At 70.9% G+C, this 15297-nt stretch carries 13 protein-coding genes; 5 read left to right on the top strand and 8 right to left on the bottom strand.

Annotation, left to right across the window (positions count from 1 at the left end; genetic code table 11):
• Positions 1–188 precede the first annotated feature (188 nt).
• Together BM424_RS18695 and BM424_RS18690 are read left to right on the top strand one after the other, a co-directional pair.
• Positions 189–824 (top strand): GOLPH3/VPS74 family protein, encoded by a 636-nt coding sequence (locus tag BM424_RS18695; RefSeq protein ID WP_093419697.1) that lies wholly within the window; start codon positions 189–191, stop codon positions 822–824.
• Positions 825–878: 54 nt separating this feature from the next.
• On the top strand, positions 879–2294 hold the full coding sequence (locus BM424_RS18690) for a M20/M25/M40 family metallo-hydrolase (RefSeq protein WP_093419694.1): 1416 nt from the start codon (positions 879–881) through the stop codon (positions 2292–2294).
• Positions 2295–2338: 44 nt separating this feature from the next.
• Here the strand turns inward: BM424_RS18690 and BM424_RS18685 are convergent, their stop codons facing one another.
• The 5 genes from BM424_RS18685 to BM424_RS18660 all read right to left on the bottom strand — a co-directional run bounded on the left by BM424_RS18685 (position 2339) and on the right by BM424_RS18660 (position 8578).
• Entirely contained in the window at positions 2339–2536 is a 198-nt protein-coding gene (locus tag BM424_RS18685; RefSeq protein WP_093419692.1) for a PspC domain-containing protein, read from the bottom strand.
• Positions 2537–2755: 219 nt separating this feature from the next.
• Complete coding sequence (locus tag BM424_RS18680; RefSeq protein WP_093419689.1) at positions 2756–3169, bottom strand: hypothetical protein; 414 nt, start codon at positions 3167–3169, stop codon at positions 2756–2758.
• Positions 3170–3199: 30 nt separating this feature from the next.
• Positions 3200–4774 (bottom strand): glycosyltransferase family 87 protein, encoded by a 1575-nt coding sequence (locus tag BM424_RS18675; protein WP_093419687.1) that lies wholly within the window; start codon positions 4772–4774, stop codon positions 3200–3202.
• Positions 4775–4971: 197 nt separating this feature from the next.
• The gene (locus tag BM424_RS18670) at positions 4972–8073 is read right to left on the bottom strand and encodes a transglycosylase domain-containing protein (protein WP_175548158.1); all 3102 of its coding nucleotides are present in this window, start codon (positions 8071–8073) and stop codon (positions 4972–4974) included.
• A gap of 100 nt (positions 8074–8173) precedes the next feature.
• Positions 8174–8578 carry a DUF5318 domain-containing protein gene (locus BM424_RS18660; RefSeq protein WP_217649757.1) on the bottom strand — a complete coding sequence of 135 codons (405 nt, stop codon included), beginning with the start codon at positions 8576–8578 and terminating at the stop codon, positions 8174–8176.
• A gap of 212 nt (positions 8579–8790) precedes the next feature.
• Between BM424_RS18660 and BM424_RS18655 the strand changes: the two genes are divergently transcribed.
• Entirely contained in the window at positions 8791–9411 is a 621-nt protein-coding gene (locus BM424_RS18655; protein WP_093420109.1) for a PadR family transcriptional regulator, read from the top strand.
• 20 nt (positions 9412–9431) lie between these two features.
• The gene (locus BM424_RS18650; protein ID WP_093419677.1) at positions 9432–10529 is read left to right on the top strand and encodes an inositol-3-phosphate synthase; all 1098 of its coding nucleotides are present in this window, start codon (positions 9432–9434) and stop codon (positions 10527–10529) included.
• A gap of 111 nt (positions 10530–10640) precedes the next feature.
• Here the strand turns inward: BM424_RS18650 and BM424_RS18645 are convergent, their stop codons facing one another.
• On the bottom strand, positions 10641–11501 hold the full coding sequence (locus BM424_RS18645) for a sensor domain-containing diguanylate cyclase (RefSeq protein WP_093419674.1): 861 nt from the start codon (positions 11499–11501) through the stop codon (positions 10641–10643).
• A gap of 329 nt (positions 11502–11830) precedes the next feature.
• Here BM424_RS18645 and BM424_RS18640 point away from each other — a divergent pair, with 329 nt between their 5' ends.
• Entirely contained in the window at positions 11831–13129 is a 1299-nt protein-coding gene (locus tag BM424_RS18640; protein WP_093419672.1) for a glycosyltransferase 87 family protein, read from the top strand.
• Positions 13130–13182: 53 nt separating this feature from the next.
• Here BM424_RS18640 and BM424_RS18635 read toward each other — a convergent pair whose 3' ends face one another.
• Both BM424_RS18635 and BM424_RS28925 read right to left on the bottom strand, forming a co-directional pair.
• Positions 13183–14289 carry a hypothetical protein gene (locus tag BM424_RS18635; protein WP_093419669.1) on the bottom strand — a complete coding sequence of 369 codons (1107 nt, stop codon included), beginning with the start codon at positions 14287–14289 and terminating at the stop codon, positions 13183–13185.
• A gap of 161 nt (positions 14290–14450) precedes the next feature.
• Positions 14451–15254, bottom strand: coding sequence for a hypothetical protein (locus BM424_RS28925; protein WP_093419666.1), 804 nt, complete (start codon positions 15252–15254; stop codon positions 14451–14453).
• Positions 15255–15297: the final 43 nt, after the last annotated feature.

Raw genomic sequence — 15297 nt, 5'->3', positions numbered from 1 at the left:
TGAGGACAGTGCGAATTCGCAGGTCATCGAATTAATGGAGGACCGACTAACGAGTTCCGGACCATTGCGGTACCGATATTGGGGAGGGCCTCGCTCCCGTTGCGGGAATACGACAACCGCCCACCCCGGTGACCGTGACCCGAACGGACCAGCCACCATCCCGGCACCGCCGGTGCCACACTGCGCTCATGACTCAGCTGAGCCTGCCCGAGGAGTTCGTGCTGCTGCTGCACAAGCCCCGCGGTTTCCACTACGTCACCGCCGACCACACCGGGGCCGCCGAGATGGGCGAGCTGGTGCTCACCGAGCGCTTCGCACTCACCGACAAGAAGCTGACCGTGCTCGACCCGGAGCCCACCGGCACCGCCTGGATCGATGAGTCCGTCGAGTACGTGCAGCGCAAAGCGGGTCCGAGGGGCAGGCCGCTGGCCGCGACGACGTTCATCCAGAGCCGCCGCAAAGCCCGCGAGCAGCACGCCGAAGCGCTCGTCGAGCGCGGGCTGATGCGCAGCGAGCGGCGGAGGAGCCTGTTCATCCCGTACAACCACTTCACCCCCGACCCGGGGACGCGGGACGTGCTGGCGGCCCGGATCCGGGCCGCCGCGCGCGACGAGATCCCGCTCGACGAGCGCCTCGCGATGCTGGCCGCGCTGGTGCACGCGACCGGGTTGGAGAAGCACCTCGGCCTGAGCCTGATCGAGCGCAAGCGGCTCCGGGACATCAGCAAGGGCGAGGAGCTGGGCGGCGCGGTGCGCGACGTCATCGCCCAGACCACGGCCATGCTCGCCGCCGCGGCCGTCGCGGGCGGCGCGGCCGGCAGCTGACCTACTCGCGCCAGGCCCGGACGCGTCCCACCAGATGGGCATAGGATCGCGCTCGTGGATCGAGCTGCTGTTGCCAAGACCGTTGACCAGGCCTGGGACCAGGCCGTTCTGCCGAGCCTGTCCGAGCTGGTGAGGATTCCGGCGGTGTCGCCGTCGTTCGACGCCGAGTGGGAGACCACCGGGCACCTCGACGCCGCGATCGAGCACGTGCGGGCGTGGATCGACGGCCGGGGCGTCGAGGGAGCGACGATCGAGGTCGTCCGGCTGCCCGGCCGGACACCGCTGCTGCTGGTGGACGTGCCCGGCTCGGCCGGGGCGCCGGCGGAGTCCGTGCTGCTCTACGGCCACCTCGACAAGCAGCCGCCGGTCGGCGGCTGGTCGGAGGGCCTGGGCCCGTGGACGCCCGTGGTCCGCGACGGCAAGCTCTTCGGCCGGGGCGCGGCCGACGACGGCTACGCCGGCTACGCGGCGGTGACCGCGATCGAGGCGGTCCGCGCGCACGGCGGCGAGCACGCGCGCTGCGTGGTGCTGCTGGAGACCGGCGAGGAGTCCGGCAGCCCCGACCTGCCCGCCTACCTGGAGCACCTGCGCGACCGGCTCGGCGCCGTGTCGCTGGTGGTGTGCCTGGACTCGGGCGCGGGCGACTACGAGCGGATGTGGCTGACGAACTCGCTGCGCGGCATGGTGCAGCTGGAGGTCACCGTGCAGGTGCTCGACTCCGGCCTGCACTCCGGCATCGCCAGCGGCATCGCGCCCAGCTCGTTCCGGATCATGCGGCAGCTGCTGGACCGCCTGGAGGACTCCGAGACCGGCGAGATCCTGGTGCCGGAGCTCAACGTGGACATCCCGGCCAACCGGATCGCCGAGGCCCGCTCGGCCATCGAGGCCGTGCCCGGCATGATCCGCGACTCGGTGCCGTGGCCGGAGGGCATGCGGCCGGTCGCCGACGACGAGGTCGAGCTGGCGCTGAACAACACCTGGCGGCCCACCCTGTCGATCATCGGGGCGGACGGGCTGCCCAAGCCCGCCGACGCGGGCAACGTGCTGCGGCCGTCGACGACGCTGCAGCTGAGCTTCCGGCTGCCGCCCACGGCCGACCCGCAGGTCGCGCTGGACGCCGTGCGGGCGACGCTGTCCGAGGACGTCCCCTACGGCGCTCGCGTGACCTTCGGCCACTCGGAGGCCGGGCTCGGCTGGAACGCCCCCGACCCGGCGCCGTGGCTGTCGAGCGCGCTGGACGCCGCGAGCGAGGAGATCTTCGGCGCGGGCTGGCGGACGATGGGCCTGGGCGGCTCGATCCCGTTCATGGGCCTGCTGCACGAGGCCTACCCGGACGCGCAGTTCGTGGTCACCGGCGCTCTCGGCCCGGCCAGCAACGCCCACGTCCCGGACGAGAGCCTCGACCTCGCCTTCGCGGCCAAGATCACCAGCGCCATCGCCTGCATCCTCAACGCCCACGCCACCCGGTGAGCGGCGCCGCCGGGTCGTCGCCTCGGTGACGGCCCGGCACCAGGTCAGGACTTCGGGATGAGGAGCCAGAGGACGAGGTAGACCACGAACTGGGGTCCGGGCAGCAGGCAGGAGAGCAGGAAGAGGATCCGGACGGTCGTCGGCCTCATGCCGAAGCGCCGGGCCAGGCCTGCGCAGACCCCGGCGATCATCGCCTCGTCCTTCGGGCGGGAGAGGGACTTGTTCTGGTGCGTCGTCGTCATGTCTCCACGATGCGCCGCGCGCAGTCGCGGAACCTCAGGGACGAGCCCTGACCGCTCCCGGAGACGTCCCCGGCAGTGGACAGTTTTAGCCATAATCAACCATGATCAATGTCCGTTATGTCCGGACAATTATGGCTAAAACTGTCCAACGGCCGGGGACGGCACTCTCAGCGGAGGAGGACCTCGGCGGGAGTCGAGCCGGAGGTGGGGTCCCGGTGGTCAGCAGGCCGGGGTGTAGGTGCGGGTGGCGAGGACCTGGTCTCCGGAGGTGACCTCGACCGTGCTGGGGGTGTTGTTGGGCAGCGGGGTGCTCGCCATGACCAGGCCCTTCGCGCCCACCGAGCCGGAGCCCTTGGTCTCGCCGTTGACCTTCACCGCGTAGGGCGTCATCGGCGCGTCCGGGCCCGCGGTGATGCGGTACTCCACGGACGGGGTGTGCGCCGGGTCGGGGAACGCCGCCGCGAGCATCGGCATCGAGCCGACCAGGGCGGACATGTCCTGGCACCGGGCGTCGCCGAGCTGGACCTGGACCGGGGCCGGCGCGGGTGCGGCCGCGGCTGCGGTGGCCGTGAGCGCGGTGGGGACGGCCACCGCCGCGGCGGCGAGGACGAGGGTCAGCGTGCGACCTGGCATCTGCGAAGCACCTCCACGAGAACGAGCGGATCAGCGCCTCGAAGCTAGAGCCCCCCGGGTCAGCGCGAGCGTCCGTTGCCCCCAACGTGCGACACCGGGTAACACGAACCGGTCGCGGGCACCGTCGAGCAGTCCGCCGCACGGGTCGTCGACGCCGCCGGGGTGCTCGCCCCGGGGTGCGAGGGCGGTGCGGACCTTGTCGCGGGCCGGGTCGAGGATCTCGCGGACGATCAGCACGCACAGCAGCACGACCATCGCGTCCCGGATCAGCACCGCGCCCAGGAACCAGTCCTCCGGCAGCCCCTTGTTGGCGGTCCCCAGGTAGTAGTACATCCGCGGCGCCCACACGGCGGCGTCGATGATCATCCAGGTCAGCAGCAGCCGCCAGCGCGGCAGCGCCAGCACCGCCAGCGGCACCAGCCACAGCGAGTACTGCGGGCTCCACACCTTGTTGGTCAGCAGGAACGCGGCCACCACCAGGAAGCACAGCTGCGCCACCCTCGGCCGCGTCGGCGCGGCCATCGCCAGCCACCCGATCAGCAGGCAGGCCACCAGGAACAGCCCGAGGCTCACCGCGTTGAGCACCACCGGCGTCGCGCCCGGCGCCAGGTGACCGTCGAAGCCCTCCCAGGAGGTGAAGTACATCAGCGCGTTGTACAGCGAGTCCGGGTCGGCCGGGCGCGCGCTGTTCAGCCGGAAGAACTCGCCCCAGCCGTCCGGGTAGGCCAGCAGGATCGGCACGTTGAACGCCAGCCACGCGAGGGCGGCGGCCAGCACCGACCGCATGGCGTCGGGCAGCTTGCCCGCCCGCCACGCCAGGACCAGCAGCGGCCCGAGGAAGAACAGCGGGTAGAGCTTCGTCGCGCCGCCGATGCCGATGAGCACGCCCGCCAGCACGGGTCGTCGTCGCGCCCACGCGAGCAGCCCGGCGGTGCCCAGCGCGGTCGCGAGGGTGTCGAAGTTGGTGAAGGCGTGCGCGAACACCAGCGGCGACACCGCGGCCAGCGCGACGTCCCAGACCCGCCTGCGGGCCAGGTGCACCAGCGCCCAGATCGTCACCAGCCAGGCCGCGGCCAGCCAGAACGTGGTGATGTTGAAGTACAGGACGGTGAGCAGGCCGCCGGGCAGCCAGCCGAAACCGGCCAGCGTCGCCCAGCCGTCGGCGGCGCGCGCGTTGATCCACTGGAAGACCCCGGTCAGCACCGGGTACTCCATGTACCGGACCTTCTCCTGCGGTGTGCCCCGGTTCTCCACCCAGCCCGTCTTGTACGGGAACGCGTCGTCCGGCGCGAGATCGCCGACGCCGTAGCGCGGGATGATGTCGGTGTAGCACATGGCGGTGTACTGCTTGCTGTTCCGCCAGTCCAGCTGCGGCCCGCTGCTCGTGTCGTAGGTGACCTGGCAGGGGGCCTTGAACAGCCACGCCGCCGCCAGCGTCAGCACCGCCAGCAGCAGGATCACCCGCAGCGGCGTCCAGAACCACTGCCGCCCGACCTGAGCGTGCCTGCCCAGCGGCCCGCCGACGACGCGACCGGCCTTGCGGCCGAGGGATTCGGTCCAGGTCGGCGCGACCCGGTCGGCGGGGGAGAGCGATGCCGAGTCCACCGCCGCCGCGAGAGCGGTCCCCGAAGACCCCGCCGCGAGAGCGGTCCCCGAAGTTGCCGCCGGTTCGTCGCCCGAAGATGCCGCTGCTTCCGGATCGGCGGTTTCGTTGGTGGACACGCCCGGATGCTACTTGGCCCGGAAAGGCCGAAGGGGCACCCGCCGGGTCGGCGGATGCCCCTTCGGACGATCGGATCGGGCTAGCCGCCCCATCCGCCGCGCGTGGGCGCGACGTCGCCGGGTTGGTCCGGTTCACTGCTCGACGACTCGCACGGCGGCTCGAAGAACCCGCCGCAGTCGTCACCGTGGCCCGGACGCGTCCGGGTCGCCGTCGGGTCCTCGCTCTCCGACTCGCTCGGCTCGGTGGTCGGAGGCATCGACGAGGTCGGCGGCTCCGAGGACGTCGGCGGCGGGGGCAGCGGGATGTCCTCGAACTGACCGATGGTGTCGGTCTTCTTGAACTGCTCGACCTTGAGGCCCTTGTGGTAGTTGTTCATGAACTGCTGCCACACCATGGCCGGGTACTTGCCGCCGTAGAAGCTGACGCCGGAGTTGTCCTCCAGCGGCACGTTGCGGCCGTTCTCGCTGGCCAGCATCGACACCGCGGTGGACAGCTGCGGCGTGGCGCCGATCATCCACGCGGTCGCGTTGTCCTTGGTGTCCAGGTACTGGTGGGTACCGGTCTTGGACATCACGGGCCTGCCGCCTTCCAAGCCGCGCTTGGAGTGGTCGGCGACGTCGAACATCGACGCGATCGTGTTGTAGGCCAGCTTCGCGGCCTCCGAGTCCGACTCGTCGTAGAGGTTCTTGGCCGGCTCGTTGTGGATCTTGATCGGGGAGCCCTCGCGCGGCGCGATCTCCTTGACCATGTGCGGCACGTGCGACTTGCCCTGGTTGGCCAGGGTCGCGTACGAGTTCGCCATGTCGATCGGCTTGACCGGGTACATGCCCAGCGCGATACCGGACTGGGTCACGCCGTTGGAGTTCTGCAGGGTCTTGGTGGAACCGCCACCCGACTTGTACTCCTCCGGGATGCCCGCGGTGTGCGCGGCCTCGGCGACCGCGGGCGGGCCGACGCGGGCGGCCAGGTTGACGAACACGGTGTTGACCGACTTCGTCATCGCCTCGCGGATACCGCAGCGGTTCGGGATGTCGCAGGCCACGCCGGGGGCGTTGGCGAACTCGGTGCCCGCGATCTCCTGCGGGCTGGAACCGTCGTAGAACTCGCCGATGCCCAGGCCCTTGTGCAGACCGGCCAGCACCGTGAACGGCTTGAACGACGAGCCAGGCTCGGTGGGCGCGACCGCCCAGTCGTAGCCGCCGACGTCACCGCCGCCGCCGTAGTAGGCCTTGACCTCGCCGGTCTTGGGCTCGACCGCGACCAGCGACGTCTTGATGTTGTCCGGCAGCGTGTTCTCGGCCTGGCTGGTGACGGCGTCGACCGCGGCCTTCTGGGCCTTCGGGTCGATCGTCGTCTTGATCTTGTAACCCTCGCGGGCCAGCGTGTCCTCGTCGTAGCCGGCCTCTTCCAGCTCGCGGAGCACCTGGTCCTTGATCTTGAACTGGTCCGGCGTCAGGCGCCGGTCGATCCGCCAGTCGCTCTGCCCGCGGGTCTCCGGCGGCGTCGTCAGCGGCGCGCGCTCGGACTGGGGCAGGAACCCGTTCCTGACCATCTGGTCGAGCACGTAGTTGAACCGCGTGGTCGCCTGCTCCATGTCCTCGCGCGGGTCGTTGCCCTTCGGGCGCTGGACCATGCCCGCCAGCACCGCGGCCTCGGCCGGGTTGATCTCGCTGGGCTTCTTGCCGAAGTAGGCGTTGGCCGCCGCCGTGATGCCGTTGGCGCCGCGGCCGTAGTAGGCGGTGTTGAGGTACGACAGCAGGATGTCGTCCTTGCTGCGCTCGTTGGTGATCTTGAACGCCAGCACGATCTCCTTGACCTTGCGAACGTAGTCGGGGTCCGACTTGTTCAGCTCCAGGTCGAGCTTGATGAACTGCTGGGTGATCGTGGAACCACCACCGACGCCGGAGCCGGTGAACATGAAGAACACCGACCGGGCGATGCCCTGGAAGTCGAATCCGGGGTTGGTGTAGAAGCTCGCGTCCTCGGCGGAGATCGTCGCGTCGCGCAGCGGCTTGGACACGTCGTTGAGGTCGCGCACGACCTCGCGGGAGCCGTCCGAGCTCACCGTCGCCAGCGGCGAGTCGTCCGCGTAGGTGATCGTGATCGGCTGCTTCATGTTCAGCAGCTTCTGCTCGTCCGGCGCCTCCCAGAAGAGGTAGCCGTAGATGAACACGATCGTCGGGATGATCACTCCCGCGGCCGCGGCCACGTAGCAGGCCCTGCGGACGCGCCGCCATATGACGGCGCGCTTGGCTTGAGCGGCACTCATGTCGTCGTCCGGATCCTCGCTGTCATCCCCGCCTCGGCCGTTCCCGCGGAAACCGGCGGCGCCGACGTCGGCGGCACCCCCGGCCCTGCGGTCGCCGAGCGAATCGTTGTCGCCGTAGGGGTCGTCATCAAGATCGTCGGCGTAGTAGTTGTACGTCGCCTGATCGGAGTGCGTGAGCAGGTTCGGCTCGCGGCCGGCACCCGCACCGGCGGCGCCGGCAGCACCAGCGGCGGCCGCTCCAGCGGCACCGGCACCTGCGGCAGCCGCACCCGCAGCGGCAGCACCGCCAGCGGCAGCCGCGCCACCGGCGGCGGCACCACCGGCAGGAGCGGCGGGCGAGCCGGAACCTCCCCGGTCATCGCCCGGGGTCTGCGGGATGTTCTGCGTGGGCGCCTCGCCGGGCGGCGGCGCGGGGCGGCCGGGCGGAGGCTGCTGACCAGAGGGGGGCTGCTGACCGGACGGGGGCTGGCCCGGACGACCCGGAGGCGGAGGAGGAGGCGACGGCGAGTAGCTCGTCGCGTCGTCCTCCCCGTTTAACTTGCTGGTCAGGGGCGACGAACCCGAGCCGGGTGCGGAGTCGTCGTCGAACGACGGCGTCCACGCACCGGTCGTCTCACCCGGGGACTCGTCACCGGGGGCGCCGGAACCCTCCGCACCGGGCCACTGCGGCTGCCCGCCGGACGGCGCGCCGGGACGCCCCGGCGGGGGCGGCGGCTGCTGACCGCCGGCTCCCGGACGGGGACCGGGCTGCTCGCCGGGCCACCCCGGACCACCGCTCGGGGGCGGCGGAGGTCCACCGGCCGGGCGCTGCGGGGGCTGGCCCGGGTTCTGCGGCGGGGGTGGCGCGGGGCGACCGTCGTTCGGATGCCGGGAGTGGCGGCCCTTCGCGTGGTCGTCACGCTCGTCGTTCACGAGTTGGCCTCCAGGACAGGCGTCGGGGCGACGCCGGTGATGCGTTCACGTCGGGGGTGCGCCGCATCGGCGCGGGGTCGTGCCGGGTGCACGAACGATCTCACTCCGCTGCAGTCTTGCGTCCCGAGCGACCGTCGTTCAAGCCGTCGGTCCCGAGAACGTAGGACAGCACCAGGTGGTTCCAGTTACATGTGCGGCACACCTCGACGACGTAGACGTTGAACTCCTCGAACAGGGTGGCCATCCGGTCCAGCTCCTCGGGCTTGCGCGCCGATCCGGACGCGTGCTTGAGGGCGTCGCCGAACACCCAGGAGACCTGGGTCAGCTCTTCCTTCCTGCACACCGGGCAGGTGGTGTCGCTGGGCTCACCGTGGAACTTCGCCGCCTGCAACAGGTACGGGTCGGCGTCGCAGACCTCCATCACCCCGACGCGGCCAGCGTGCAACTGCGCGAGCAGCGCTCGGCGCTGCAACGCGTAGTCGACCACTTGCCGTTGGGTCCGCACGACCACAGGGTACGTGTCGCCCCGACGCGCTCCATGCGCCGTTCAGGGCAGGCGGCCCTCCCCGGCGTCACGTGCGGTGATGCCGAACACCTCCCGCCCCGCTCGATGGCGTGACCCGATATATCGGCGCGATATACTCCGCGAGGTGAACCGGTCGGCGTTGGCAGTCCTTATTATTCGCCGCGCCTATTAGACGTTGGTGGGAGGTGCAGATGCTCGAACTCGCGGTGCTCGGGCTGCTGCACAGCTCCTCCATGCACGGCTACGAGCTGCGCAAACAGCTCAACGACACGCTCGGCGTGTTCCGCGCGCTCTCCTGCGGATCGCTGTACCCGACGCTGCGCAGGCTGTGCCGCGCCGGGCTGATCGAGGAGGAACCGGACGGCGAGGAGTCCAAGGCCTGGGGACGGCGGGCCCGCCGCGTGTACCGCATCACCGACACCGGCAGGCAGCGCTTCGCCGAGCTGGTCGCCGACAGCAGCCCGCGCGCGTGCGAGGACAACGCCTTCGGCGTGCACGTGGTGTTCTTCTCCCGCACACCGGCCGACGCGCGGATGCGCATCCTGCTCGCCCGGCGCCGCCGGGTGGAGGAGCGGCAGGAGGGGCTGCGCAGCGCGCTGGCCCGGTCCGGCGACTGCCTGGACCGCTACACGCGGGAGCTGCACCGGCTGCGACTGGACCACAGCGAGCGCGAGGTGCGCTGGCTGGACGAGATCATCGAGACCGAACGAGCCGAGCAGGCCGCTGCCTCGGCGACCGGGCCCGATACCGGTGGCCACCCGCGCGCGGGTGATCCGCCACCGGCGCAACTCAAGCAAGGACACGACAGATGACCAAGAAGGAGGGCCCTGCCATGGGCGGAGATCGTCCCGGTCGCTCGGTGCGAGTGGCGATCGTCGGCGTTGGGAACTGCGCTGCATCGCTGGTGCAGGGTGTGCACTACTACTCCGACGCCGAACCGGACACCCGGGTGCCCGGTCTGATGCACGTCGCCTTCGGCGACTACCACGTCGGCGACGTCAAGTTCGTCGCCGCGTTCGACGTGGACGCCAAGAAGGTGGGTCGGGACCTCTCCGAGGCCATCGTCGCCAGCGAGAACAACACCATCAAGATCGCCGACGTCCCGCCGCTGGGCGTCACCGTGCAGCGCGGCCACACCCACGACGGTCTCGGCCGGTTCTACCGGGAGACCATCGAGGAGTCCGACGAGCAGCCGGTCGACGTGGTCCAGGCGCTGCGCGACGCCGAGGTCGACGTCCTGGTGTCCTACCTGCCGGTGGGTTCCGAGGAGGCCGACAAGTTCTACGCGCAGTGCGCCATCGACGCGGGCGTGGCCTTCGTCAACGCGCTGCCGGTGTTCATCGCCTCCGACCCGGAGTGGGCCGCGAAGTTCACCGAGGCCGGCGTCCCGATCGTCGGTGACGACATCAAGTCGCAGGTCGGCGCCACCATCACGCACCGCGTGCTGGCCAAGCTGTTCGAGGACCGGGGCGTGCACCTGGACCGCACGATGCAGCTCAACGTCGGCGGCAACATGGACTTCATGAACATGAAGGAGCTGGAGCGCCTGGAGTCGAAGAAGACCTCCAAGACGCAGTCGGTGACTTCGCAGGTCGACCGCGACCTGGGCAAGCGCAACGTGCACATCGGTCCGTCGGACTACGTGCCGTGGCTGGACGACCGCAAGTGGGCCTACATCCGGCTCGAGGGCCGCGCCTTCGGCGACGTGCCGCTGAACCTGGAGTACAAGCTCGAGGTGTGGGACTCGCCGAACTCGGCGGGCATCATCATCGACGCGATCCGCGCCGCCAAGATCGCCAAGGACCGCGGCATCGGCGGCCCGATCCTGTCGGCCTCGTCGTACTTCATGAAGTCGCCGCCGGAGCAGTACTCCGACTCCGACGCCTACCAGGCCGTCGAGGACTTCATCGCGGGCAACACCGAGCGCTGAAGCAGGACCGGAAGCCAGAAGCGGGGCACCCACCTCACCGTGGGTGCCCCGCTTCGTTCAGCAGGGGTTACATGACCCAAGGCGTACCTCCCTCCAGATCGGCGACCAGGTCTACGGGGTGTTCACCTTCGAGGTCAGCTGGTGTTCGGCTCGGGCGAGGACCGAGTGGACCGAGGCGTGGCCGTCGGTGGTGACCCAGGAGACGCGCAGGCCGGGGCGGACGCGCTTGCGCCCGACGCGCATCGGCCAGCCGGCGACCTCGCGGGCCTGGGCGGCGATCCGCTCGCCGGTGCCGCTCGGGTGCTCGGCGACCACCGCGAACTCGTCGCCGCCGTAGCGGGCGACGGTGTGCTCGTCCTTGAGGCCCTCGCGCAGCCGCCCGGCCAGGGTGGACAGCATCTCGTCGCCGCGCTCGAAGCCGTGCGCGGCGTTGAAGTCCGCCAGCTGCTGCACGTCGATGAGCACCAGGGTCGACAGCGTGCCCCGGGAGCGGGAGCGGACCAGCGACTGCTCCAAGCGGTCCAGCAGCAGCACGCGGCCGGGCAGCCCGGTCAGCGGGTCGAGCAGGCCCGAGGAGTGCGACACGTCGGTGTGCACCGACTGCAGCAGCACCAGCACGCGCCTGCGACCGCCGACGGTCACCGCGTGGTAGTCCGCCCAGATGCGGCTCTGCGTGTGACCGCTGATGATGACGAGCGGGATGGACAGCGGGCAGCCCGCGCGCAGCACCTGACCGGCCAGGTCGGCCCAGTCCGGCATGGGCGAGCCGGTGTCGTCGCGGACCTCCCAGTCGTGCGGGCGGGTGCCGGTGAGCATGTCGGCCTTGTCGAGCTGCATCAGCCCGGCGGCGACGTCGTTGGTGGCCAGCACCTGGCCGCGGTCGTCGGTCAGCAGCATCCCGACGTTGAGCCCGCTGACGAGTTCGTCCCACACCGGCGCCAGCTGGGCGGCAGCCACGTCGAGGACACTCATTCGGCCCCTCCCTCCCCACCAAACGGAGCAGTCCGTTCGAGCCTCCCCTTGTGACCGGGCGCTTTTCAAGAGCGAAGCGACCACCCGTAATGGTGCTTTCACGGTCTGTGCGCTACGCAGCGTCAAGGCGTTCGCCACAGCTTCCCCACGCGTCACCTCGATCCCCGGAACTTGATCATTCGTGCAGGTGAAACACGATCGGGAAGACCTGGCCGCAACACGGCGAGCGAACACGCGATAGACAGAGCATCACAACCGGGCTCCGACCGCTGGAGACGACCCGACGCATCTCTACCCTGGGGCAGCAGTGGTAGCCGAGAGGATGGTGCATGCCCATGCCCGGAACCGCGGACCCGCGTCCGCTGGCCGAGCGACTGCGCGAGCACAGATCGTTGCTGGCCGTCATCGCGATCGCGGAGCTGATCGCGGTCGTGGTGGTCTCGACCGTCAACACCCACGACCACATCGACGGCGAGGTCTACCGGCAGGGCGCCCAGGCGCTGCTGGCGGGCCGCGACCTCTACCACGGCTTACCGCCCACCGAGTCCGGGCTGCGGCTGCCCTTCATCTACCCCCCGTTCGCCGCGATCGTGTTCGCGCCGCTGGCGCTGGTGCCCAAGGCGATCTCCACCGCGGTGATCATGCTGGTCAGCCACATCGCGCTGCTGACCACGCTGTACGTGGTGCTGCGGGAGTCGACGTTCCTGCAGGCGCACCGCGACAAGGTGCTGCTGGTGACCGCCGCCGTGCTGCCGATCGCCACGATCAGCGAACCGATCATGGAGACGATCACCTACGCGCAGGTCAACATCGTGCTGATGGCGCTGGTCGTGGTCGACTGCCTGTGGCGGGTCGAGGGCACCAAGAAGCTGCCCTACCCGCGCGGGCTGCTGATCGGCATCGCCGCGGGCATCAAGCTGACGCCGCTGGTGTTCCTGCTGCTGCCGCTGCTGCGCCGGGACTTCCGGATGATCGCGGTGTCGCTGCTGGGCTTCCTCGGCACCGCTGTGCTCGGCCTGCTGGTCACCTTCGACAACGCGCGCCGCTTCTGGCTGCACGAGATGTTCGCGACCAGCAGCGTCAACTTCGGGCCGAAGTTCACCGGTGACGCCTCGGTCTACGCGGGCAACCAGTCGCTGAAGTCGCTGCTGACGAAGCTGGGCACGCCGCACCTGCACGTCGTGCTGGGCGTGCTCGTGGTGCTGGTGCTGGCCCTGGCCGTGCTGGGGATGCTCAACGCGATCCGGCAGCGGGACCTGCCGACCGCCGTGGTGATCAACGGCGTGCTGGGACTGCTGGTCTCGCCGATCTCCTGGTCGCACCACTGGGTGTGGGCGATCCCCGGCCTGGTGCTGCTCGGCGGCGCGGCCGTCGTGCGCCGCGACTGGGCGATGCTGCTGATGACGACGCTGATCAGCGGGTTCTTCATGATGGGCCCGCACTGGAAGATGCCCCAGGGCAAGGGCCTGGAGCTGACCTGGAACGTCTTCGAGCAGTTCGTCGGCAACTCCTACGTCTACTTCGGCCTCGCCTTCCTGATCTACAACGTCGTCCTGTGGTGGCGGGAACGCGACCGGGACCCGGTGGACATCCCGCGAGCGGAGAAACCCCCCGCGGTCACCTCCTGAAACGCGAAGAAGGCCCCCTCCTCGGAGGGGGCCTTCTTCGTCGCGATCCCAGATCAGATGCGGTTCATGACCACGGTCTCGGCGTTGTCGAAGCGGTGCATCATCTCGGGGCTGACCGCCGGCATCGGCAGCGTGACGTCCGGGGCGCCGGACAGCAGCGGCAGCTCGGAGCGCGGGGCGACCATCGTCCGGGCCGGCAGCGCGGTGTCCTCCAGGGCGGCGGTGATCCGGCTCGGCGTCGGCACCGAGGCCTGGCCGTTCTGCAGCGCGTTGAGCTCGCCCAGACCGGGCAGCGGCGCGGACAGGCCCGGGCCGCTGCGCTCCACGGTCCCGGGGACCTTGGACAGCTCGAGCAGCGACAGCCCGTCCAGCAGCGGCACCTCGGTGACCGGGGCCTGCCGCTCGCCCGGCACGTGCAGCGGCACGAACTCGGCGGGCGCGGCCGGGGGAGCGGGCGGTGCGGCCAGCGCCGCGGACAGCACCAGCGGCGGGACCGTGTGCAGGTCGCTGCGCAGGCCGCCCACGTCGGAGGCGGTCAGGTCGACCGCGTCGGTGGCCAGCAGTCCGCCTTCGAGCAGTCCGCCGGTCTCCTGCTGGGCCGGCTCGCGGGAGGCCATGGCGCCCTCGTAGAGGTCCATGATCCCGTCGGCCTGGCCGAAGCCGTCGAAGTAGACCAGGTCGTCGTGCGGGATGACCAGCTCGGCGGTCTTCGGTCCGCTGTCCTTCGCGGGGTCGCGGACGACGTCGCCGATCGGCGCGGACCAGCTCAGCGAGCGGTGGAAGCCCTCGGCCGGGGTGACCGGCGCGGGGCCGTGGGCCGAGCGGCGCAGGTCCAGCGGCTTGGCCTCGGCCGGGTCGGCCGCCCAGCCGGCGAGCTGCAGCGGCGACTCCTGGAAGCGCAGCGCGGGGATCTCGCGGGTCAGCTCGTTGGCGGACTCGTCGACGTGATCACGACGCTGCGCACCCTCTGCGAACAGGTCTCCGGCCAGGCAACGGCCCAGCGGGGCAGTGTCGTCGAGCGCGGGCGGGAACACCGACTCTCCCAACGGCATCGGACGCTGCTGACAGGCGTCCCCGGCGGAAGCGACCCCCGTTCCGACGGCCAGCATGCCACCAGTGACCAGCGCGGTCTGCACGCCGCGCTTCGCCCAAGTCTGCATGGATCTTCTCCTTCACCAGGCTCCCCGCGTTCCGGGGGAAAATCAACTTCGTGCGCCGCACCGCAATCAGAACTTGATCATGGTCGGGCGGCGGTGGACTCAGATCGCGAAGTGACCGGCGCGCGCTCTCGCCACGCTGCGAATCGCCGCCGGTCAGCGGGTCAGTCAGGGGTCGCGCCAGGCTGCGGTGCCGGGACGCCGCGCGGCAGCTCGTGCCGGTCGTCGGCGCAGGCGTCCGGGCGGGTTCCGCCGGCCCTCGGGGCCGCCGGGTACCAGCCGAGCAGACCGGTGCCGTGCTGCTGCCCGTCCGCCGTCTTGGCGCACCCGGCGGGTGCGGGCAGCGCGGAGTTCTCCTTCGGGAGCTCCGGTTCGGGGGTGTCGGGGACGGGCCGTCCGGGCGTCCGGACCGGACCGTCCGCCTGCGCGACGGCCGCAGGCGCCGGAACGGGGGTGTCCGCGACGGGTCGCGGCACGTCCGCCTGCCGGTCCGGCCCGGCGGCGGTGTTCGGAACGGCGGTGTTCGGGGTGGAATCCGCCGGGGACTGCGGCGGCACGTCGTCCCGGGGCGGGTCGGCGTGCTCCTCGTCGAGACCGCCGGTGAGCAGGTGCCCGACGGGTTCGGCGGGCACCAGGGAGAGCGGGTCGACGCGGTCGAGCGGGAACGAAGCCGGATCGGACACCCGATCCAGCGCGGTGGCCGGGAGCTGCGCGACCTCGTCGGTGAGCGCGCCCGCCCCGGACAGCACGGGAGCGCCCGAGACCGCCGGGGTGTCGGCGACCGCGGCGGCGTCCGGCAGCACGGGCGCGTCGGCGAGCGACGGCTCCGGTTCGTCCGACGCCGCCTCCGCGGGCTGGCCGATCAGCAGGGCCGCGGAGGTCCCGGCAACCGCCGTTCCGGCCAGGACCAGGGCACGACCGAACCACCGCCGTGCGGCGGTGAGCGTCGTGCGGTCGCGGACGGACATCGCGGTGCCAGAACCTCCTCGGCCTGCTGTGACTCCCCCACGG

It is taken from the genome of Saccharopolyspora flava (assembly GCF_900116135.1).
Taxonomy (GTDB): Bacteria; Actinomycetota; Actinomycetes; order Mycobacteriales; family Pseudonocardiaceae; genus Saccharopolyspora; species Saccharopolyspora flava.
This window is presented reverse-complemented; position numbering and strand designations above follow the sequence as displayed.